Source organism: Vibrio sp. 10N.222.55.C6 (genome assembly GCF_041473395.1).
Lineage (GTDB): Bacteria > Pseudomonadota > Gammaproteobacteria > Enterobacterales > Vibrionaceae > Vibrio > Vibrio crassostreae_C.
On sequence record NZ_JBFRSD010000004.1, the window covers coordinates 187,174 to 208,331 of the forward strand.

Consider the following 21,158-nt stretch of genomic DNA (forward strand, 5'->3'; position numbering starts at 1 on the left):
AACTATCCTTGTCATTCTTTTTTTTTACGACTTTACCACTGAAAAAGCTTTTTTAGCCACTGTTTTGGTTGACTTTCACAACCCTTTTTAATGTTTCCATTCTCATCCCAAACCGGCAGTTTAACCGTACCGTCACAATCAAACTCTAAAGCCCCTTGAGAAGTTCGAGTAAAACTTGCCGTCGTAATGCCATTCGGCCAAGGCAACAGTAACTGCTCTGGAGTTCGATGTTTCAGATAATCGGCATAGACACGTAGCGCACCACTAGAGCCCGTGAGTTTAGTCGGCTTATTATCATCGCGACCTAGCCAGATGGTAGTGACTTCGCGACCATCTACGCCCACGAACCAACTGTCTCGGCTGTCATTACTAGTGCCAGTTTTACCAGCTAACCCTGCCCATGCAAACTGACCTTGTAGGAAACGGCCCGTGCCTTCCGACACGCCACGTTTCATTGCATAGGTTGTAAGCCAAGCGGCTTGCTGGTCAACGCTTTGTGATACACGAGGGATCGACTGATACAGAACCTCGCCATCGTTATCAACAACTGAGCGAAGCGCAGACAAAGGTGCTATACGCCCAGAATTGGTAATGGTTTGATACATCTGCGCAACTTGGAACGGAGTCAGTGAGAACGAACCCAAAAACATCGACGGCACTGGGCGAATCTCATTTTTATCGACCCCCAGTTTTCCAATCGTATCCGAGACACTATCAATGCCTAATTGCATGCCTAAACGAACAGTAGGTACGTTGTAAGACTTAGAAAGCGCCACATACAAAGGCACATCGCCACGGAACTTACGATCGAAGTTTCTCGGGCTCCACACGCTACCTTTACTGCCTTTCAAGCTCAGTGGCGTGTCTTTCAATGTTGTCGCCAACGTGTACTTCTGAGGCTGCTCTAGTGCGGTTAAGTAAATTGCAGGCTTGACCAAAGAACCAATTGGGCGACTCGCGTTCAAGGCACGGTTAAAGCCATCGTAGCCAGTACGCTTACCACCGACCATCGCCCGGATTTCACCGGTATTTCTATCCACGGCAATAGCTGCTGCTTCCAGCTTATTACCTGCGGTTTTCGATAAATCAGGCACCTTACGAGCAATCGACTTCTCTAACTTGTCTTGAGATACCGGATCCAGAGAGGTAAAGACTCGAATCCCTTTTTTCGCCTCAAATCGATCGCCGACATACTTCTTAAGCTCAATGTTTACTTGTTGGAAATAAGCGGGCTGACGGCTAGCAATGCGTGGGTTGTCTTGAATATCCAAATCACGACTCGCCGCCTCTTCGTATTGTCGCGGAGTTAAGATGTCTTGTTGCATCAATAAGCGAAGAACCAGATCGCGTCGAGTCTTAGCACGCTCAGGATAGCGAACCGGATTGTAATACGACGGTCCTTTCACCATACCCACCAGCAGTGCTAGCTGATCGATGCGCAGCTCTTGAATAGGTTGACCAAAATACAAACGAGACGCTAAACCGAAGCCATGAATCGCTTGCCCACCATTCTGTCCAAGATAAACCTCATTTAAGTAAGCCTCTAGGATACGGTCTTTGCTGTAACGATGGTCTAAGATAAGTGCAATGTAGGCTTCACGAACCTTACGCCACAATGTACGTTCACTGGACAGGAACAGGTTTTTTGCCAACTGTTGTGTCAGCGTACTACCACCTTGTACCGTTCGCCCAGCTTTGACGTTAACGACCATTGCACGAGCGATGGCCAGTGGCGACACACCATCGTGTTGATAGAAGTTTCGGTCTTCGGTTGCCAGTAAGGCATCAACCATCACTTCTGGGAACTGATTGCGTTTTAAGAACAGGCGCTGCTCATCGTTACTTTTCTCAAGCATGCCAAGCATTTTCGGTTCAACACGCAGGTAGCCCATGTCGCCTTTCTTCTCCAGCGACTGAATGCGAGTTAATTCGTTACCATTGAAGTGCAGCATCACATGACGATCCGCTTCCGGTCCATCAACAAACTCGAACGGACGACGAATCATTTCAATCTTGGTCGAAGAAGAAGAGTATTCGCCTGGGTGACGAGGCGCGTTCACCTTACGGTAATTAAGTACATCGAGCTCATTCTTAACCTGAACCAAACTCACCGGAGTTCCCGGAGACAGGTCTAGCACTCGCGCATAAACCACGGTTGGCAAATCAAACAGCTGACCTTCAAAGCGCTGTTTGACCACAGAATCAAGATAAATACCGACGAACAACAGCAATGCCGCAAGCGCTAAGCCCGCTTTCCAAGAAATGCCCCATAGGATCTTCAACCAACCTCTTTTGCCAGATTTCTTAGCCTTAGGTTTGGTCTTTTTCGCAGCCGCTCTTGGTTTTCTTGGCTTGGCTTTGGTCGCTGGTGACTTCTTTGCTGGCGCTTTTTTAGGTGGTGCCTTTTTTGGCGTTAACATTTTGGTCATCATCGATTCAACTGTCGTTTGGTTTTAGTGGTTGCTACATGGTTAGCAGGGTCATCCGGCCAAGGATGTTTTGGGTAACGGCCCTTCATCTCTTTTTGTACTTCTTTGTACGCGCCAGCCCAAAAGCCAGCTAAATCTTGAGTAATTTGTAGTGGTCGCTGTGCTGGAGAAAGGAGCTCAAGCACTACTTTTTTACGCCCTTGCGCGATCAATGGCGAGTCTTGTTCGCCAAAGACTTCCTGCATTCGCACTGAGATCACTGGTTCAGATTGATATTGATAACGAATGGCCTTCTTGCTGCCTGTTGGCATCAGATAGTGCGTTGGCAACCATTGGTCGATTTCTTGATTCAAAGGCCAACCAAGATAAGCCGACAATGCTTGCTCAATCGAAACACTAGACAGTCCTTTTGCCGACTTAATGCCATTCAGATAGGGAGATAGCCACTCATCAAGGTGTTCAATCAAACTCGCATCGTCCATCGCTGGCCAATCATGCTCAGGCATCCAAAGCTCTGCACAGCGTACACGCTCAACCAACTGCTTAGCCGAAGCTGTCCAATTTAAGCGATCCAACCCACATCGAGCGACATAATTGAGCAGCGCTTGGCTCGCCTGATTCGCATCGGGATCAGGTAAAGCTTTGGTGCTGATAATCAACTTGCCCAGAGATACACGCTGCTCAGCAACTAAACGGCCACGTTTCTCATCCCAATCGGCGTAATCGGAACGCACAAACAGTTTTGGAAATTCAGCTTCTAACTGTGCGATATCAACCGCGGTGGCTAAGAAAATCTGACTGGCTCGCCCTGTGCTGCGCATCAAATCAATCACTACGATATAGTTATTGTTCGCCAGTGGATCATCATCACGAACCTCAGCACCGTGGCCATTCGCCAAAAGGAAAGCACTGCTGGTCGCGCTTCTCACTTGTGCAATCCGGTCTGGGAAGGCAAAACAAAGCACTAATGGTAGCAATGATTCGTCAGCTTGTGACAAATCTAAGTGATGATTGAGTTTGCTCGCGAGACTTTTCGCTCGCTGCATCACAACGCTATTTTTGGAATGTTTTCTTTGCTTAAGTCGATGCAAAGAGTGTTGAATATCCGTCACATTGCGCTCCGGCTCTTCCAGCAAAGCAGCAGCAACAATCGCGACATTCAACAGAGCAGGACTACCTTGCTGCGCTTTAACCAACATGCTGGCAATACGAGGCTCTAGACCTAAACGTTGGACCTGTTTTCCTAATGCCGTAAATTGACCATTATCGTCTAACAATTCAAGAGTCTGTAAGAGTTGCTTGGCTTGCCCGATAGAAGCTTTGGGTGGAACGTCTAACCATTGCAGTTCATCAGCACTCGCAGCGCCCCATTGCGTCAATTCAGACACCAGCGAAGACAAATCAGAATGAAGAATTTCAGGTTCTGGTATAGCTGGTTGCTGCATCAGCTGCGTTTCGCTGTACAAACGAACGCACAAGCCCTCTTCAATTCGTCCCGCACGGCCCGCTCGTTGTTCAGCTGAAGATTGCGAGATTTTCACTTGCTCAAGCTTAGTAATACCGGTTTTCAGATCGAACTTCGCCACACGTTCAAGCCCAGAATCAACCACCAATCGAATACCTTCAATCGTCAAAGAAGTCTCAGCAATATTGGTCGCTAACACCACCTTTCGACGCCCTTTCTCTGATGGCGCGATCGCTTTCTGCTGTTGAGAAAAGCTGAGTTGCCCATACAGAGGACACACATCGATATCATTGGCGAATTGTTCTAGTTGAGATTCCACCTGTTTAATCGCAGAAACGCCCGGTAAAAAGGCCAGAAGTGAGCCTAACTCTTTCTCCATCAGCGAACGAATCACGTTAGCCATTTTAGGGGCTAGATATTCATTTGCACTAAGAGGCTGATAACGGAAATCGACCGGAAAGGTGCGACCTTGTGATTCAACGTATTTGGCATTCGGCAGCAAAGTTTGCAGAGCTTGTTGATCTAAAGTTGCCGACATCACTACCACTTTCAGATCGTCACGCAACGCCTCTTGGATCTCTAAGCTAAACGCCAATGCGGTATCGGCGTGAATACTGCGCTCGTGAAATTCATCAAAGATCACCATATCAACCCCAGTTAATTCAGGGTCGGTTTGGATCATTCTTGTCATGATCCCTTCAGTAACAATCTCTAAGCGAGTCGTACTGCTGCTTTTAGATTCACCACGAACTCTAAAGCCAATGCTCTCTCCCACCTTTTCTCCCAATTGGCTCGCTAAGTAAGTAGCAATATTCCTTGCAGCCAAACGCCTCGGTTCAAGCATGATGATTTTGCCTTGAACGGCGTTGGTCTTAACTAACTGTAAAGGGAAGAATGTTGACTTACCCGCACCGGGAGCGGCCTTTAGAATAAGTTGAGTGTGTGTTTCTACGCCAGCGAGCAGATCTGGCATCACAGCTTCTATGGGCAGTTGTGGCAATGGGAGAACCTTGTGGTGTAATGTTGGCAACATTGTACATAAAAACCTACCTGTCTAAATAAGTAATATGCACTTCAATCCGCCATTAGAGCCTGCGACTCTTATTAAACGCTATAAACGTTTCCTCACTGACATCCAACTTCCTGACGGTAGCGAGCGTACTATTCACTGCGCTAACACTGGAGCGATGACAGGATGTGCGACTCCTGGCAATACGGTGTGGTACTCAACCTCCGATAATGCAAAGAGAAAGTACCCAAACAGCTGGGAGATCTCAGAAACAGACAAAGGTCATCGTATTTGTGTAAATACTGCGCGGGCAAACCAGCTAGCAGTGGAAGCAATTGAAAATGGGACTATAGTTGAACTCTTAGGTTATAACGCGTTACGAACCGAAGTGAAATATGGCAGTGAGAATAGTCGCATTGATATTCTGCTTGAAGATAACGAAAAGCCGCCTTGCTATATCGAAGTGAAAAGCGTCACTTTGCTCGACGAGCTAGAAACGTCAACTAAAGGGCAAGGTTTTTTCCCTGATGCGGTCACAACCAGAGGCCAAAAACATCTGCGTGAACTCACAGAAATGGTCGAATCTGGAAATAGAGCCGTACTTTTATTCACTGTTTTACATTCAGGTATTGAAAAAGTGTCTGCGGCACACCATATAGACGCCAAATATTCGTTATTACTAAAACAAGCACAAGACGCTGGAGTTCAAGTGCTTTGCTATAAAGCAGAGCTCAGCAGTACTCAAATACAACTAAAACAAGCTGTTGAATTTATCAATAGCTAGGCAAAGATGCTGAACTAATCACATTGATTGCAAGTTTGAATAAGAGTATTTGCCACCATTCGTTCTTTCTGCTATAGATACCCGCCTTAAAATTAGCTGCTTTGCAGTTGACTAGGTGTAAATAGGAGATGCTGTATGCCAGAATCTAAGAAAAAAGCGCTAGGCATCCTAGCCATCGCAGGTGTTGAACCGTACCAAGAGAAGCCAGGTGAAGAGTACATGTCACCTGAGCAAACGGAACATTTTACAAAAATTTTATCAGCTTGGCGCAACCAGCTCAGGGAAGAAGTTGATCGTACTGTGCACCACATGCAGGACGAAGCAGCGAATTTCCCAGACCCAGTTGACCGTGCTTCTCAAGAAGAAGAATTCAGCCTAGAGTTACGTAACCGTGACCGTGAGCGTCGTCTTATCAAAAAAATTGAGAAGACATTAGACAAGATCGAAGAAGACGATTTCGGCTTCTGTGATTCTTGCGGTATCGAGATTGGCATTCGTCGCCTTGAAGCTCGTCCAACTGCTGATCTTTGTATTGACTGTAAAACACTTGCAGAGATCAAAGAAAAACAGATGCAAGGTTAATTCTTGCAGATGTAAAGAAAGGGAGCCTTGGCTCCCTTTTTTGTTTGTTATCCAAGCGAAGTATTTCACACGCTTGATAGTAAATAGCAGCTTTAAGCCTTAGTTCTATACATCAAACCTTGTTCTATAGATTGAAGCTTAGTTCTAGGCATTAAAGCTCTTGTCAAACGTCTTAAGAATCGGCTACTGCGGTACCATTTAGATTAGGTTGTTCACTCATGAATTATATCGGGCGCTTTGCACCATCACCGTCAGGTCCTCTTCATTTTGGCTCACTTGTTGCTGCTCTTGGTAGCTACTTTCAAGCGAAATCTAACCAAGGAAAATGGTTAGTTCGTATGGAAGACCTCGACCCGCCAAGAGAAATGGCCGGCGCTGCAGACCTCATTCTTAAGACGCTTGAGGCTTACCATCTATTTTGGGATGGTGAAGTCGTCTATCAAAGCCAACGTCATGGCTTGTATCAAGCTCAAATCGATCAATGGGTCGCTGACAATCAAGCCTACTACTGCCAATGCACCCGCAAGCAGATAAAGGCTTTGGGTGGTTTTTACAATGGTCATTGTCGAGATGCAGGCTTAATCGATTCAGGCGAACAGGCGGTGCGCTTGTGCATGGACTTTCCAGTGGAGTCCTTTGATGATGTTCGCCACGGCACCATTCAAATCCCTAAAGCACTAGCTGTAGAAGATTTTATTATTAAACGCAGAGATGGATTGTTTGCCTATAACTTGGCCGTTGTCCTTGATGACATCGAACAAGGAGTAACAGAAGTCGTAAGAGGCGCAGATCTGATAGAACCCACCGGTCGACAAATCAGTTTGTATAAGACGCTCAAGCAAAAAACAGTGAGCTACTTGCACTTACCATTGGCAACCGATGGCTTGGGGAATAAACTGTCAAAACAGAACCATGCCACCGCGATAGATCTAGACAACCCAAAACCAACGTTACTCAACGCGATGCGATTCTTAGGTTTTGATATCCCGACGGCCCTTTATGAGGCTTCAATGGATGAGATTTTATTGTGGGGCTGCCAACAATGGAACGTCAGTCAGTTACCTGATAGTTTACAAAAAGAGCACTGTAATTAGCTCGAAACTCACGGCAAATAGCAAAAACGACACATAAAAATGCCATAACCAACCACTGTGGTTAAGCAGACGATGTTCTCAAATGGCTCGCGCTAAGCTATTATTAGCCGCAATTAAACTCTGCACTACCACTTTGGACTAAGAGAAAAACAAAGTTGGCGATACCTACTTTGTTCTAAACTAATGAATACAAACGACAATACCCCAAGCGAACAACGCGGATTCCACGAATTAGCTCTGAATATTTATACTCGTCAAGAGCACAATATTTCACGCAAGCAGATCAGCGACAACGCACTAAAAGTGCTATATCGCCTGAATGGTGCGGGTTTTGACGCATTTCTAGTCGGTGGTGGTGTGCGCGATATCTTATTAGGCTCTCAGCCAAAAGATTTTGATATTGCGACCAACGCAACGCCAGAGCAAATCAAACACCTCTTCAGAAACTGTCGTCTTATCGGTCGCCGTTTCCGCTTGGCACATATCATGTTTGGTCGCGACATCATTGAAGTGGCAACTTTCCGTGGTCACCACCAAGAACCATCGAAGAACGTTTCTGCACAATCGAAAGAAGGCATGCTACTTCGCGATAACGTGTACGGCAGTGTTGATGAAGATGCAGAGCGTCGTGATTTCACAATCAACGCGATGTACTACAACATTGCAGACTACAGCATCCACGATTACGCGGGTGGTGTAGAAGATTTAGAAGATAAACTGATCCGCCTGATTGGCGATCCAGAAACGCGTTACCGCGAAGACCCAGTACGTATGCTACGTGCAATGCGCTTCGCCGCTAAACTGGATTTCGACATCGAAGAAGACACGGCTGACCCGATTGAAGAGTTAGCTCACCTTCTAAGAGATATCCCAGCAGCGCGCCTTTACGAAGAGTCTCTGAAATTACTGCAATCAGGTCACGGTTTAGAAACCTACCACTTGATGCGCGAGTACAATCTATTCCAACAGATGTTCCCAGCGGTAGCGGAGCACTTCACCGAAGATTACGACTCACACACAGAGCAGATGCTTGATTTGGTTCTCGATTCAACCGACCTTCGCATCGAAGATGGTAAGCGAGTAAACCCAGCATTCATGTTCGCAGCGATGCTTTGGTACCCAATGAACAAGCTGGCAGACAAACTTGTCGCTGAACAGGGTATGGCACACTACGATGCGATCATGGAAGCGAGTAACATCATTCTAGATCAGCAAGTAAAGTCTATTGCGATTCCTCGTCGTCACACAGCAACCATTCGCGAAGTTTGGCAACTGCAACTTCGACTGCCTCGTCGCAACGGTAAACGCGCTGTTCGTCTAATGGAATTAAACAAATTCCGTGCAGGCTACGATTTCCTAGAAATGCGTGGTGAGATTGAAGGTGGCGAAACCAAAGAGTTAGCAAAATGGTGGGAGCGTTATCAGACTGCAGGTCGTAACATGCGTCAAGCAATGGCTAACGACGTTGCAGCACCATCAAAGTCAGGCCATCGTCGCCGTAAGACTTACCGAAACAAAAAGAGTAAGCAATCAGAATGATAACTGCTTACATTGCGGTCGGCAGCAACCTTGCCGACCCAGTTAGCCAAGCAAATTTGGCTATCGAAACGCTAAAAAGCCTACCGCGATCAACGTTTATTGCGACCTCTCAGCTATATAGTAGCACTCCAATGGGACCGCAAAATCAACCAGACTACATCAACGCGGTAGTCGCTATCCAAACCGAATTAACGCCAATTGAACTGCTTGATTGCACTCAAAAGATCGAACTAGAGCAAGGGCGCGTCCGTAAAGACGAACGTTGGGGACCAAGAACCTTGGATCTCGACATTGTGCTATACGGCAATGAGGTGATCGATTCAGAGCGCTTAATCGTTCCTCATTATGGAATGAAAGAACGAGAGTTTGTACTCTACCCGCTTGCTGAAATCGCACCAAGTTTACAACTCCCTGATGGGACTGAGCTGACAGAACTACTGAAAATAGTAGATAAGAACGGGCTCAATGTTTGGCAACAATAGCCAAGCGCATTAAGGAAAACCAATGAAAAAAGTAACCATTAACGACCTGATCAAATGCAAACGTGAAGGCCGTAAATTTGCGACTTCGACAGCTTATGATGCGAGCTTTGCTCAATTATTCGAAAGCCAAGAAATGCCAGTTCTGCTTGTCGGTGATTCACTGGGTATGGTTTTACAAGGCCATAACGATACATTACCAGTAACCGTTGAAGACATTGCTTACCATACTCGCTCAGTGCGTGCTGGTAGCCCAAATTGTCTTCTTATGGCTGACATGCCTTTCATGAGCTACGCGACGCCAGAACAAGCTTGTGAGAGCGCAGCGACTTTGATGCGTGCTGGTGCGAACATGGTAAAAATCGAAGGCGGAAGCTGGTTGGTTGATACTGTGAAGATGCTAACAGAACGTGCAGTACCAGTATGTGCACACTTAGGCTTGACGCCCCAGTCTGTGAACATTTTTGGTGGTTACAAGATTCAAGGTCGTGACGACGAGCAAGCCGACAAAATGGTTGCTGACGCGTTAGCACTGCAAAACGCAGGCGCTCAAATCGTTCTACTTGAATGTGTGCCAGCTTCATTGGCAAAACGAATTACAGAAGCTTGTGACGTACCGGTTATCGGTATCGGCGCAGGTAATGTTACCGATGGTCAGATCTTGGTTATGCATGACATGTTCGGTATTTCTGCGAACTACATGCCGAAGTTCTCTAAGAACTTCCTAGCAGAAACAGGTGATATGCGTAAGGCAGTAGCTCTATACAAAGAAGAAGTAGAGAGCGCGCGCTTCCCTGATGAAGCTCATACAATCGCTTAGGAGTAAGTATGCAAACTTTTGCTGAAATAGCGGCTCTTCGTGAGCAGATTAAACAGTTTAAGCGTGATGGACGTACGGTTGCTTTTGTACCGACAATGGGAAACCTGCATGAAGGCCACCTGACTCTGGTAAAGAAAGCTCGTGAACTGGCCGACATCGTTGTGGTAAGCATCTTTGTAAACCCAATGCAGTTTGACCGTGCAGACGACCTAAACAACTACCCTCGAACGTTAGAAGCAGATTTAAGCAAACTAACAGGTGAAGGGGTTGAGCTAGTATTTACACCAACGCCAGAGGTGATGTACCCAGATGGATTAGACAAGCAGACGTTTGTTGAGGTCCCTGGCATATCTCACATGCTTGAAGGTGCCTCTCGTCCAGGTCACTTCCGTGGTGTATCAACCATTGTCACTAAACTGTTTAATATCGTTCAGCCAGACTTTGCATGCTTCGGCGAGAAAGACTTTCAGCAACTTGCTGTTATTCGCCAGATGACCACTGATTTAGCATTAGACATTGAAGTTGTCGGCGTTGCGACCGTTCGTGAAATGGATGGTTTGGCAATGAGCTCTCGCAATAGCAACCTAACGATTGACGAGCGCCAACGAGCGCCCGTTTTAGCGCGTACTATGCGCTGGATCAGCAGCGCTATTCGTGGTGGTCGCGATGATTACGCATCAGTGATTGAAGATGCTACTGACCAGCTACGCGCTGCAGATCTTCAACCTGACGAAATCTTCATTTGTGATGCTAAAACTCTGCAAGCGATCACTTCAGAATCAACTCAAGCAGTGATTCTAATGTCGGCTTTCCTAGGTAAGACGCGTCTTATCGATAACCAAGTTCTCGATTTGGTAACGGAAACCAAAGAAGAAGTGAAAGAAGAAACGACTGAATAGTCGGCTTCTGCTCTTAACGCAAAACAAAAAAAGGTCGATGTTATATCGACCTTTTTCTTTACCTGTTACTTAGATGAACCAAAGGTTAGCTACGTAAGCCAATACCCTTTGTCACTAGGTAGTGTGCAATGCCATACAACAGCACGATAAACACACCTAGTACGCCAAACGACGTCACGATCCCCACATCAGACACACCCAAGAAGCCATATCTGAACGCGTTAACCATGTACACGATAGGGTTCAACTTCGATACTCCTTGCCAGAATTCAGGCAATAGACTGATCGAGTAGAACACACCACCAAGGTACGTCAGCGGCGTTAAGATAAAGGTTGGGATAATAGAGATATCATCAAACGTGCGTGCGAATACCGCGTTAATCAAGCCACCCAAAGCGAATACTACCGACGTTAAAAATACCGTCGCAATGATCACGCCCCAATGGTCAACTTGTAAGTCGACAAAGAACAACGACACGAAGGTTACTATGGTACCCACTAACAAGCCACGAACCACACCACCCATTACGAAGCCGGCGATAATCACGTAGTTAGGAACAGGCGCTACAAGCAGCTCTTCAATGTTCTTCTGGAACTTGGCACTAAAGAACGATGAAGCAACGTTGGAATATGAGTTGGTGATCACCGACATCATGATCAGACCGGGAACAATGTATTCCATGTAGCTAAAGCCGTTCATTTCACCAATACGCGCACCAATCAGGTTACCGAAGATGATGAAGTAAAGCGTCATGGTAATCGCTGGCGGCACCAGAGTCTGCACCCAGATACGAGTAAAGCGATTGATCTCTTTGGTCAACAAACTGCAGAAAGCGGTCCAATATAGGCTGTACATATTATTTACTCCCCTCACGGACGATACTCACAAATAGCTCTTCTAGACGGTTTGCTTTGTTACGCATAGAGAGGACTTTAACCTGTTGCTCGCTCAATTGAGCAAAGATGGTATTCAAACCTAGGTTCTTGTCGATTTCGATTTCTAGCGAGCCATTGACCATCACTTGGCTATTCACGCCTTCAAGCTTAGGTTCAGTCGTGCCCTCTTCCAGATCCAGAATAAAGGTCTCAGCACTCAATTTGCCCAACAGCGCTTTCATTGTTGTGTTCTCAATCAGCTCACCGCGATTGATGATACCAATGTTGCGACACAGCATTTCTGCTTCTTCTAGGTAGTGCGTGGTCAAGATAATGGTAATGCCCTGCTTCTCATTGATCTCTTTTAGGAATTCCCACATTGAACGACGTAGTTCAATATCAACGCCTGCTGTCGGTTCATCAAGGATCAACAAATGAGGTTCATGCATCAATGCACGCGCGATCATCAAACGACGCTTCATACCACCAGACAAGTTACGCGCGCGTTCGCCACGCTTTTCCCACAGATCGAGTTGAGATAGGTACTTTTTCGCTCGCTCTTTCGCTAATGCTTTTGGCACGCCGTAATAACCCGCTTGTTGCAGCACGATCTGTTCAACGGTTTCAAACGGGTTAAAGTTAAACTCTTGAGGCACAAGGCCTAAGTTCTGCTTCGCCAATTCCAGATCGGTATCAATGTCGTAGCCGAACACTTTAACCTTGCCTGACGTTTTATTTACCAGTGAAGAGATAACACCAATGGTGGTTGATTTACCCGCACCATTGGGACCAAGTAGTGCGTAAAAGTCGCCTTTTTCTACTTGTAAACTAACGCCCTTAAGAGCCTCGAAGCCCCCAGCATAAGTTTTTCTTAATTGCTCAATTTCTAATGCATACATAGAGATAGACTGCCATTTGCTATAGATAAGATGTAGACGGCCGAGCTTGAGGAAGAGAGTAATGCTTAAAACGAACTAGCTGAAAGCTAACCCAAGATTTGTTTACTCGGCCATTTTGCGAACAAGTTTATCGTTGATTGACGATGAATACAAATATCGTGTGAGAGTTTCTTTCGAAAACAAATAAGCGTCTTGGCTACGTGAAGACTAAATCAACGTTCAATAAATATAAAAATGCCGCTAAGTGATTCACTTAACGGCATTAATGATCAGTCTTGAAGTGAGCGTCTATGGCTTATTCATATCAGCTTATTACTGAAAAATTAAACTGACTCAAATTGATGCTCATCTCTGTCGACATAGCTTGTTGCTGCCGTCAGGGCTTCATATCTGAATCGATAAGTGTTGGATTCAGGTACTAGGTCAATCACGTGGAACTTCTCTAGTTGTTGACGAGTATTCTCATTAGGACACAGCAGATACACCTCACACTGCGCATCCAATGCATCTTTAATCGCATTCTCTAGCGCTAGGCCAACAGTGACATCAATCATAGGTACATCTGTCAGGTCTAGAATCATCGCTTCATAGTCAGAGATACTTGAGTGCTGACGTGAAATCGCCTTTGAAACGCTGAATATCATCGGCCCTGATAGGTAGAAGAATAGCACCTTACCATTGGCACTATCGAGTAACTGACGTTCGCTATCAGTCAATGGGATATCGTCTTCATCATCACCATCACTGATCGCCTTAACTTGTCTGGCTTGCTCTCGGCTTAATCTTTCAATAATCAGAATATTCGAGATAAACACACCCAGTCCAACGGCAATAATCAAGTCAACAAACACAGTCAATAGCATCACGCCGTACATCACGCCCATGCCGGCATAGCTAACCTTGTGCGCGCGCTGGATAAAGCTCCAATCTAGGATATTGAAACCAACATACATCGCGATACCAGCCAGCACTGCCATAGGAATCGGTTCTGTTAAACCACCTGCAACCAATACCACGAGCGCAAGTACTAAAGCTCGAATAACACCTGAAAGCGGAGAACGCGCTCCCACCTGAATATTGGTTACAGTCCCCATAGTGGCACCCGCGCCAGGTAGTGCACCAAACAGGCCAGAGATCATATTGGCAATGCCTTGGCCACGAAGCTCTTTGTCTGAGTCATGCTCTTTACGAGTCAATGAATCTCCGATAACCGCGGTCAAAAGCGTATCAATACAACCTAATGTACCAAGCACCAAGGCATCGATAACCATAGTAGTAAACTGTTCAGCGCTGATCGTAGGGATAACGAGGGAAGGTAAACCAGCTGGGATTTCACCAATACGGCGAATAGAGTCGGTATCAAAAATAATGACGGACAAGAGCGTTACAGCCACTAACGCGACCAGTTGAGCAGGCACATACTTACGATACTTAGCGGGGAAGCCAAAAAGAATACCGAGTGTCAGAGCACCTAGAAATAGCTCACTCACTTTTAAGTTTGCTAGCGTATCAGGTAAAGCAGAGAGCGTGCCCATTACACCACCGGATGGAGCGGCATGCCCTAACAATGGAGACAGCTGCAAGATAATCAGAATAACGCCAATGCCCGACATGAATCCGGAGATCACGCTATATGGCATCAAAGTGACGTATTTTCCTAGCTTTAACGTACCAAGTAATATCTGGAATGCACCGGCCATCATCACGACAGTAAAGGTCATTGCCATACCCGTTTCAGGATATTTAGCAACCATACTCGTCATTACGGCAGTCATGATCACCGTCATCGGGCCGGTAGGTTCAGAAATCAAACTACTCGAACCGCCAAACAATGCTGCAAATAGGCCAACCATAATGGCGCCCCACAAGCCAGCTTCAGCTCCCGCGCCAGAAGCAACACCAAATGCCAATGCTAAAGGTAACGAGATGATGGCTGTAGTTACACCGCCAAACATATCCCCTTTGAGATTGATATCCGTAAAACGACTTCCAAACAAAACACACCTTCCTGATGATGAAATGACAAACCTTATCACTTTAGCAAATGTATCAAGTGTTCAGAAAGTGTTAATTCAATCACATTATTCATGTCTTATAACCGGATTATTGATAGTGGGCTAAGTTTATGATTTTCCGTACTAGAACACGTCAGATGAGTACATTTTGACGCAGTTTTTACGAGATTGAATTTGTAACATTGTGTATAGTTAAGCATCTTAATTGAGGGATGTAAGAAGCAAGATGCCAGAAATAAAACAGCTTTTTGAGAACAATTCCAAATGGTCTGAAGAAATTCGCTCTGAAAGACCTGAGTATTTTACAACGCTTGAAGAGGGTCAAAGCCCTGGTTTTCTATGGATAGGTTGTTCAGATAGCCGAGTTCCAGCCGAGCGCCTGACTGGCTTATATTCTGGAGAACTGTTTGTTCACCGAAACGTGGCCAACCAAGTGGTTCATACAGACCTAAACTGTCTATCTGTTGTTCAGTACGCAGTAGATGTGCTTAAAGTGAAACACATTATTGTCTGTGGTCACTACGGTTGTGGCGGTGTTAACGCGGCGATTGATAACCCTAAACTTGGTCTTATCAACAACTGGTTACTGCACATCCGTGACAATTACCTAAAATACCGCAAGCAAATCGAGGGGCTTCCTCGTGAACAATGGGGTGACAAGTTATGCGAAATTAACGTCGCAGAACAGGTTTATAACCTAGGTAACTCAACCATTATGCAAAATGCGTGGGAGCGTGGCCAAGACGTTGAAATCCATGGTGTGGTTTATGGTATTGGCGATGGCAAGCTACAGGACCTTGGCGTACGTTGCTCAAGTAACGATACTTTAGAGAACAGTCACTTAGATGCATTAAACAAGATCTTAACGACGCCTCTTCTTAGTCAACAAAGCTAACCCATTCCGTCATATATACAAAAAGCCCGCATCAAGCGGGCTTTTTAATGACTTCTAAACCACAAGCGTAATGATTACTCTTGAGGTACTACCTTACCGATGTACGGTAGGTGACGATATTTTTGTGCGTAGTCGATACCAACACCAACAACAAACTCGTCTGGGATCTCAAAACCAATCCATTTTGTATCGACAGTCACTTCACGGCGAGAAGGCTTGTCTAATAGCGTACAAATTTCGATAGACTTAGGACCACGTAGGCTCAGAATCTCTTTTACTTTAGTCAGCGTGTTACCTGTATCGATAATATCCTCTACAAGTAGAACGTCTTTACCTTGGATATCATCATCAAGATCTTTCAAAATACGAACATCACGTGAGCTTTCCATGCCGTTGCCGTAGCTAGACGCGGTCATGAAATCAACTTGGTGAGTTAAATCGATAGCACGAGCAAGATCTGCCATAAAGACAAAAGATCCACGCAATAAGCCAACTAAAACTAGATCTTCACTACCGTTGTAGTGTTCCGTGATCTGTTTGCCTAGTTCGTTCACTCGATCCTGAACTTCTTGCTCAGAGATCATGACTTCAACTGTATGCTTCATACTGCTCTCATTCTATTTGGTGATTGCGACGAATGTTGACAGTTTCGTCAGTTGTGTCGCTCAATTTTGTGCGTAAGTCTAGCACTGCTCAAATACCCACACCACCTTATGGTTCGAATTTACTGTCAGATTCTCCACGAAATGTGCGCTGGTGCCTTATCCAATACTCGTCTCCTTTCACATCAATGTGGATCACGCTTTATGTATCAAGTTTGATGTAACTGTCTATAAAACAAGCTGAAAGGATTGACCATTCGCATATGCACCATTACACTCATCTTAGCTTAAATAATAATAAAATCATTAATATAAAAATTTCGTTGGCAAGGAAAATAAAATGGACTCAATATCTAAGAGACCTAGAACTAGGCTTTCACCTTTAAAAAGAAAACTTCAATTGATGGAAATCGCTCTTGAGGTATTCTCTCGCCGCGGCATCGGTCGTGGTGGACACGCTGATATTGCAGACATCGCTCAGGTGTCTGTCGCAACGGTATTTAACTACTTCCCAACCCGTGAAGATCTGGTTGATGAAGTACTAAATCACGTTGTACGCCAATTCTCTAACTTCCTTTCAGACAATATCGATCTGGATATTCACGCAAAACAAAACCTACATAATATTGCGACTGAAATGGTGACGTTAGTGGCTCAAGATAGCCATTGGTTAAATGTATGGTTCGAATGGAGCGCTTCGACTCGTGATGAAATATGGCCGCTATTCGTAACAACGAACCGCACTAACCAAATGTTAGTACAAAACATGTTTAGCAAAGCGATTGAACGCGGCGAAGTCTGTGACGATCACGACCCTAAACATCTAGCGAATCTATTCCACGGCATTTGCTACTCGCTATTCATCCAAGCGAAACGTGTAGAAACGCCAGAAGAGCTTTCAAGCTTAACGGATAGCTACTTGAACATGCTGTGCATTTATAAGTAGATTCGAGATTCGAGTAAATAACTTAAGGGTTGACCTAATGGGCCAACCCTTTTTTATAGAATGGAATGTCTCTTCGCATCCCGAAGCGCAGCGTACTCGCATCTCGGAGTGGAACGTTACTGCTCTTTTCTTCAGACATAAAAAACCGCTGACCAATCAGCGGTTTTTCAAACATTAGCGAGTGGCTAAAGGAGAATTACTTCTTCTTTTTCACTGCTTTCTTATTTGGAAGGTCAGTGATTGAACCTTCGAATACTTCCGCAGCTAGACCAACAGACTCGTGTAGAGTTGGGTGAGCGTGGATAGTAAGTGCGATATCTTCTGCATCACAACCCATTTCGATCGCTAGGCCGATTTCGCCAAGAAGTTCACCACCGTTAGTACCAACAACAGCACCACCGATTACGCGATGAGTATCTTTATCGAAGATCATCTTAGTCACGCCGTCTGCACAGTCAGAAGCGATTGCACGACCAGAAGCAGCCCAAGGGAAAGTAGCAACTTCGTAATTGATGCCTTCAGCTTTCGCTTCTTTCTCAGTCTTACCTACCCAAGCAACTTCTGGCTCAGTGTACGCAATTGATGGGATTACTTTAGGGTCGAAGTAGTGCTTCTTACCAGAGATAACTTCAGCAGCTACGTGACCTTCATGCACACCTTTGTGAGCAAGCATTGGTTGACCAACAACATCACCGATCGCGTGGATGTGAGGAACGTTAGTACGCATTTGCTTATCAACATTAATGAAACCACGCTCATCAACTTCGATACCCGCTTTTTCAGCGTCGATAAGTGCACCGTTTGGAACACGACCGATAGCAACAAGAACAGCATCGTAGCGTTCAGCTTCAGCTGGTGCTTTTTTGCCTTCCATTGAAACGTAGATACCGTCTTCTTTTGCTTCAACAGCAGTCACTTTAGTTTCAAGCATTAGCTTGAACTTGTTCTTAATGCGCTTAGTGAAAACTTTAACGATGTCTTTATCCGCAGCAGGGATAACTTGATCGAACATCTCTACAACTTCAACTTTAGAACCTAGAGAGTGGTAAACCGTACCCATCTCAAGACCGATGATACCGCCGCCCATGATAAGCAGTTTTTCAGGTACTTCGTTTAGTTCTAGTGCATCCGTAGAATCCCAAATACGTGGGTCTTCATGTGGGATGAAAGGAAGTTTGATTGGGCGAGAACCCGCAGCAATGATTGCGTTGTCGAAGTTAACAGTTGTTGCTTCGCCTTCGCCTTCAACAAGAATGCTGTTAGGACCAGTGAACTTACCGAAACCGTTAACAACAGTAACGTTACGCATCTTAGCCATACCGCCAAGACCGCCAGTTAGTTGATCAACTACTTTTTCTTTCCAGATACGGATCTTGTTGATGTCCGTTTGTGGCTCGCCGAATACAACGCCGTGCTCTGCCATCGCTTTAGCTTCTTCGATTACTTTAGAAACGTGAAGAAGTGCTTTTGATGGAATACAACCAACGTTTAGACATACACCACCAAGAGTGCTGTAACGTTCAACTAGTACTGTTTCTAGACCTAAATCCGCACAACGGAATGCCGCTGAGTAACCAGCAGGACCTGAACCAAGTACAACAACTTGGGCTTTAATTTCTTTGCTCATTGTGACCTCTTGTAGTCATTATCCCTAACAGGCTGAGTAGATGTTCTTAAAATTATTGGGCTTTCAAACAGGAAACATTTTACAGAGATGTTAACAGTGTGAAAGTAGCTTTAAGTTAGCCTGTGAGCTAGACAACAATTCCCCATCAGATTATGAGAAATGCAGGAAACTGTTCTCTAAAAATAGTCTTTATATAAAGAATTAAGGTGACCCGAAAGTCACCTTAATAATTACTTTCTCAATTACAGTACTAGACGACGAATGTCAGATAGTGCGCTGTTTAGGAAAGTAATGAAGCGTGCACCTTCAGCACCATCGATCACACGGTGGTCGTATGATAGAGACAGTGGAAGCTGTAGACGTGGTTGGAACTCTTTACCATTCCAAACTGGCTTAATTTCAGACTTAGATACACCTAGGATACCTACTTCTGGAGCATTTACGATTGGAGTAAATGCAGTGCCGCCAATACCACCAAGGCTAGAGATTGTGAAACAACCGCCTTGCATGTCTGCCGCTGTTAGCTTACCAGAACGTGCTTTCTTAGAAACAGCCATTAGCTCTTCAGATAGCTCGTAAATGCCTTTCTTGTTCACGTCTTTGAAGACAGGAACAACTAGACCGTTTGGTGTATCAACAGCGATACCCACGTTTACGTACTTCTTAAGAATGATGCTTTCGCCATCTTCAGAAAGAGAAGAGTTAAACGCTGGGAATGCTTCTAGCGCTTTAGCAACAGCTTTCATGATGAACACAAGTGGAGTGATCTTCATGCCAGTGTCTTTCTTCGCTTCGATTGCGTTCTGTTCTTTACGGAATGCTTCTAGCTCAGTGATGTCAGCGTTATCCCACTGTGTAACGTGAGGGATCATTACCCAGTTACGGTGTAGGTTTGCGCCAGAAATTTTCTTGATCTTAGAAAGTTTCTGAACTTCAGTTTCGCCGAACTTGCTGAAGTCAACTTTTGGCCATGGTAGTAGACCAAGAGCAGAACCATCGCCGCCTTTGCCAGATGCCGCTGCACCAGACTCAAGACGCTTAAGTGCATCTTTAACGTAAGACTGAACGTCTTCTTTAAGGATACGGCTCTTACGACCAGTACCTTTAACCTTAGAAAGGTTAACGCCAAATTCACGAGCTAGACGACGAACTACTGGAGAAGCGTGCGCGTAGTCACCGTTCTCTTGGAAGTCGCCAGCTGCTGGAGCCGCTGCAGGTGCTTCTGCTTTAGGAGCAGGTGCCGCCGCTGGAGCTGCTGCTTGTGCAGGTGCTGCAACAGGAGCAGGCGCTGCGCCTTCAACCGGAGTGCCGGCCACGACGAAAGTCATGATTAGAGAGCCAGTTGACACTTTGTCGCCAGCTGCAATCTTAATCTCTTTTACTGTACCAGCGAATGGTGCAGGAACTTCCATTGAAGCTTTGTCGCCTTCAACAGTAATTAGAGATTGCTCTTCTTCTACTGTATCGCCAACCGCTACCATGATTTCAGTAACTTCTACTTCGTCACCACCGATATCAGGAACGTTTACTTCTTTTTCAGCTGATGCTGCTGGAGCCGCTGCAACTGGTGCCGCCGCTGGAGCAGGAGCTGCTGCAACTGGAGCGCCAGAGCCCGCTACTTCACCTGTTTCTACAGAGAAAATCATTACTAGAGAACCAGTCGATACTGAGTCACCAGAAGCGATCTTGATTTCTTTAACGATACCAGCGAATGGTGCAGGAACTTCCATTGAAGCCTTGTCACCTTCAACAGTAAGAAGAGATTGCTCTTCTTCTACTGCGTCACCGATAGCAACCATGATTTCAGTTACTTCAACTTCATCACCGCCGATGTCAGGAACGTGAACTTCTTTAAGCTCAGCTGCCGTTGCAGGAGCAGCTGCAACTGGTGCCGCCGCTTCAACTGCTGGAGCAGCCGGTGCTGCTGCAGCACCTTCCGCAGGAGAGCCTGCCTCTTCAAAGATCATGATAAGAGAACCAGTAGAAACAGAATCGCCTTCCGCTACTTTGATTTCTTTAACGATACCCGCTTGAGACGCAGGAACTTCCATTGAAGCTTTGTCGCCTTCAACAGTGATCAGTGACTGCTCTTCTTCAACCTTGTCGCCAACGTTTACAAGAATCTCAGTTACTTCAACCTCGTCAGCACCGATGTCTGGTACATTAATTTCGATTGTCATTGTATTTACCTACCTTAA

The 21,158-nt window shown here is 45.5% G+C and carries 17 protein-coding genes; 9 read left to right on the plus strand and 8 right to left on the minus strand.

Annotated features, from left to right (window positions below; all coding sequences use genetic code 11):
* Positions 1-32 precede the first annotated feature (32 nt).
* Together mrcB and hrpB are read right to left on the minus strand one after the other, a co-directional pair.
* On the minus strand, positions 33-2,432 hold the full coding sequence (gene mrcB / locus AB4486_RS05010; RefSeq protein ID WP_102331931.1) for a penicillin-binding protein 1B: 2,400 nt from the start codon (positions 2,430-2,432) through the stop codon (positions 33-35).
* Positions 2,429-4,927: an ATP-dependent helicase HrpB gene (hrpB, locus tag AB4486_RS05015; protein ID WP_372116615.1), complete on the minus strand. Its 2,499-nt coding sequence runs from the start codon at positions 4,925-4,927 to the stop codon at positions 2,429-2,431. Before hrpB ends, mrcB begins: the two co-directional genes overlap by 4 nt.
* Positions 4,928-4,961: 34 nt before the next feature.
* Here hrpB and sfsA point away from each other — a divergent pair, with 34 nt between their 5' ends.
* From sfsA to panC, 7 genes are all read left to right on the plus strand, one after another.
* The gene (gene sfsA, locus AB4486_RS05020; RefSeq protein WP_102394608.1) at positions 4,962-5,687 is read left to right on the plus strand and encodes a DNA/RNA nuclease SfsA; all 726 of its coding nucleotides are present in this window, start codon (positions 4,962-4,964) and stop codon (positions 5,685-5,687) included.
* A gap of 135 nt (positions 5,688-5,822) precedes the next feature.
* A complete protein-coding gene (gene dksA / locus AB4486_RS05025; RefSeq protein WP_372103175.1) occupies positions 5,823-6,269 on the plus strand; it encodes an RNA polymerase-binding protein DksA in 447 nt (148 codons plus the stop codon).
* 218 nt (positions 6,270-6,487) lie between these two features.
* The gene (gene gluQRS / locus AB4486_RS05030) at positions 6,488-7,363 is read left to right on the plus strand and encodes a tRNA glutamyl-Q(34) synthetase GluQRS (RefSeq protein ID WP_017072017.1); all 876 of its coding nucleotides are present in this window, start codon (positions 6,488-6,490) and stop codon (positions 7,361-7,363) included.
* 183 nt (positions 7,364-7,546) lie between these two features.
* Positions 7,547-8,902 carry a polynucleotide adenylyltransferase PcnB gene (gene pcnB, locus AB4486_RS05035; RefSeq protein ID WP_017059432.1) on the plus strand — a complete coding sequence of 452 codons (1,356 nt, stop codon included), beginning with the start codon at positions 7,547-7,549 and terminating at the stop codon, positions 8,900-8,902.
* Entirely contained in the window at positions 8,899-9,384 is a 486-nt protein-coding gene (gene folK / locus AB4486_RS05040; protein WP_004735459.1) for a 2-amino-4-hydroxy-6-hydroxymethyldihydropteridine diphosphokinase, read from the plus strand. The genes pcnB and folK overlap by 4 nt, the downstream gene beginning before the upstream one ends.
* A 22-nt stretch (positions 9,385-9,406) precedes the next feature.
* Complete coding sequence (gene panB, locus AB4486_RS05045) at positions 9,407-10,201, plus strand: 3-methyl-2-oxobutanoate hydroxymethyltransferase (protein WP_017059433.1); 795 nt, start codon at positions 9,407-9,409, stop codon at positions 10,199-10,201.
* 8 nt (positions 10,202-10,209) lie between these two features.
* Positions 10,210-11,100, plus strand: coding sequence for a pantoate--beta-alanine ligase (gene panC, locus AB4486_RS05050; RefSeq protein ID WP_017059434.1), 891 nt, complete (start codon positions 10,210-10,212; stop codon positions 11,098-11,100).
* Between the two features lie 85 nt (positions 11,101-11,185).
* Here panC and AB4486_RS05055 read toward each other — a convergent pair whose 3' ends face one another.
* From AB4486_RS05055 to AB4486_RS05065, 3 genes are all read right to left on the minus strand, one after another.
* Complete coding sequence (locus AB4486_RS05055; RefSeq protein ID WP_010435987.1) at positions 11,186-11,956, minus strand: ABC transporter permease; 771 nt, start codon at positions 11,954-11,956, stop codon at positions 11,186-11,188.
* Position 11,957: 1 nt separating this feature from the next.
* Positions 11,958-12,875: an ABC transporter ATP-binding protein gene (locus AB4486_RS05060; RefSeq protein WP_017059435.1), complete on the minus strand. Its 918-nt coding sequence runs from the start codon at positions 12,873-12,875 to the stop codon at positions 11,958-11,960.
* Between the two features lie 323 nt (positions 12,876-13,198).
* Entirely contained in the window at positions 13,199-14,830 is a 1,632-nt protein-coding gene (locus tag AB4486_RS05065; protein ID WP_017063247.1) for a SulP family inorganic anion transporter, read from the minus strand.
* A gap of 286 nt (positions 14,831-15,116) precedes the next feature.
* On the opposite strand from AB4486_RS05065, the gene can reads away from it, so the two are divergent.
* Positions 15,117-15,785, plus strand: a complete 669-nt coding sequence (can, locus tag AB4486_RS05070) for a carbonate dehydratase (protein ID WP_017063246.1) — start codon at positions 15,117-15,119, stop codon at positions 15,783-15,785.
* Between the two features lie 74 nt (positions 15,786-15,859).
* Here can and hpt read toward each other — a convergent pair whose 3' ends face one another.
* Entirely contained in the window at positions 15,860-16,390 is a 531-nt protein-coding gene (gene hpt / locus AB4486_RS05075; protein ID WP_017059438.1) for a hypoxanthine phosphoribosyltransferase, read from the minus strand.
* 337 nt (positions 16,391-16,727) lie between these two features.
* On the opposite strand from hpt, the gene AB4486_RS05080 reads away from it, so the two are divergent.
* Complete coding sequence (locus AB4486_RS05080; RefSeq protein ID WP_032549310.1) at positions 16,728-17,333, plus strand: LuxR/HapR/OpaR family quorum-sensing transcriptional regulator; 606 nt, start codon at positions 16,728-16,730, stop codon at positions 17,331-17,333.
* 196 nt (positions 17,334-17,529) lie between these two features.
* Here AB4486_RS05080 and lpdA read toward each other — a convergent pair whose 3' ends face one another.
* Together lpdA and aceF are read right to left on the minus strand one after the other, a co-directional pair.
* The gene (lpdA, locus tag AB4486_RS05085; protein ID WP_017059440.1) at positions 17,530-18,960 is read right to left on the minus strand and encodes a dihydrolipoyl dehydrogenase; all 1,431 of its coding nucleotides are present in this window, start codon (positions 18,958-18,960) and stop codon (positions 17,530-17,532) included.
* 242 nt (positions 18,961-19,202) lie between these two features.
* A complete protein-coding gene (gene aceF / locus AB4486_RS05090; protein ID WP_372100010.1) occupies positions 19,203-21,140 on the minus strand; it encodes a pyruvate dehydrogenase complex dihydrolipoyllysine-residue acetyltransferase in 1,938 nt (645 codons plus the stop codon).
* Between the last annotated feature and the right edge of the window lie 18 nt (positions 21,141-21,158).

What these genes read in the sequence shown, in the direction of transcription:
- panC (WP_017059434.1), top strand. Translation starts at nt 10,210, where the DNA reads ATGCAAACTTTTGCTGAAATAGCGGCTCTTCGTGAGCAGATTAAACAG.
- hrpB (WP_372116615.1), bottom strand. Translation starts at nt 4,927, where the DNA reads ATGTTGCCAACATTACACCACAAGGTTCTCCCATTGCCACAACTGCCC.
- pcnB (WP_017059432.1), top strand. Translation starts at nt 7,547, where the DNA reads ATGAATACAAACGACAATACCCCAAGCGAACAACGCGGATTCCACGAA.
- hpt (WP_017059438.1), bottom strand. Translation starts at nt 16,390, where the DNA reads ATGAAGCATACAGTTGAAGTCATGATCTCTGAGCAAGAAGTTCAGGAT.
- mrcB (WP_102331931.1), bottom strand. Translation starts at nt 2,432, where the DNA reads ATGATGACCAAAATGTTAACGCCAAAAAAGGCACCACCTAAAAAAGCG.
- sfsA (WP_102394608.1), top strand. Translation starts at nt 4,962, where the DNA reads ATGCACTTCAATCCGCCATTAGAGCCTGCGACTCTTATTAAACGCTAT.
- can (WP_017063246.1), top strand. Translation starts at nt 15,117, where the DNA reads ATGCCAGAAATAAAACAGCTTTTTGAGAACAATTCCAAATGGTCTGAA.
- AB4486_RS05060 (WP_017059435.1), bottom strand. Translation starts at nt 12,875, where the DNA reads ATGTATGCATTAGAAATTGAGCAATTAAGAAAAACTTATGCTGGGGGC.
- panB (WP_017059433.1), top strand. Translation starts at nt 9,407, where the DNA reads ATGAAAAAAGTAACCATTAACGACCTGATCAAATGCAAACGTGAAGGC.
- AB4486_RS05065 (WP_017063247.1), bottom strand. Translation starts at nt 14,830, where the DNA reads ATGTTTGGCGGTGTAACTACAGCCATCATCTCGTTACCTTTAGCATTG.
- folK (WP_004735459.1), top strand. Translation starts at nt 8,899, where the DNA reads ATGATAACTGCTTACATTGCGGTCGGCAGCAACCTTGCCGACCCAGTT.
- dksA (WP_372103175.1), top strand. Translation starts at nt 5,823, where the DNA reads ATGCCAGAATCTAAGAAAAAAGCGCTAGGCATCCTAGCCATCGCAGGT.
- AB4486_RS05080 (WP_032549310.1), top strand. Translation starts at nt 16,728, where the DNA reads ATGGACTCAATATCTAAGAGACCTAGAACTAGGCTTTCACCTTTAAAA.
- gluQRS (WP_017072017.1), top strand. Translation starts at nt 6,488, where the DNA reads ATGAATTATATCGGGCGCTTTGCACCATCACCGTCAGGTCCTCTTCAT.
- aceF (WP_372100010.1), bottom strand. Translation starts at nt 21,140, where the DNA reads ATGACAATCGAAATTAATGTACCAGACATCGGTGCTGACGAGGTTGAA.
- AB4486_RS05055 (WP_010435987.1), bottom strand. Translation starts at nt 11,956, where the DNA reads ATGTACAGCCTATATTGGACCGCTTTCTGCAGTTTGTTGACCAAAGAG.
- lpdA (WP_017059440.1), bottom strand. Translation starts at nt 18,960, where the DNA reads ATGAGCAAAGAAATTAAAGCCCAAGTTGTTGTACTTGGTTCAGGTCCT.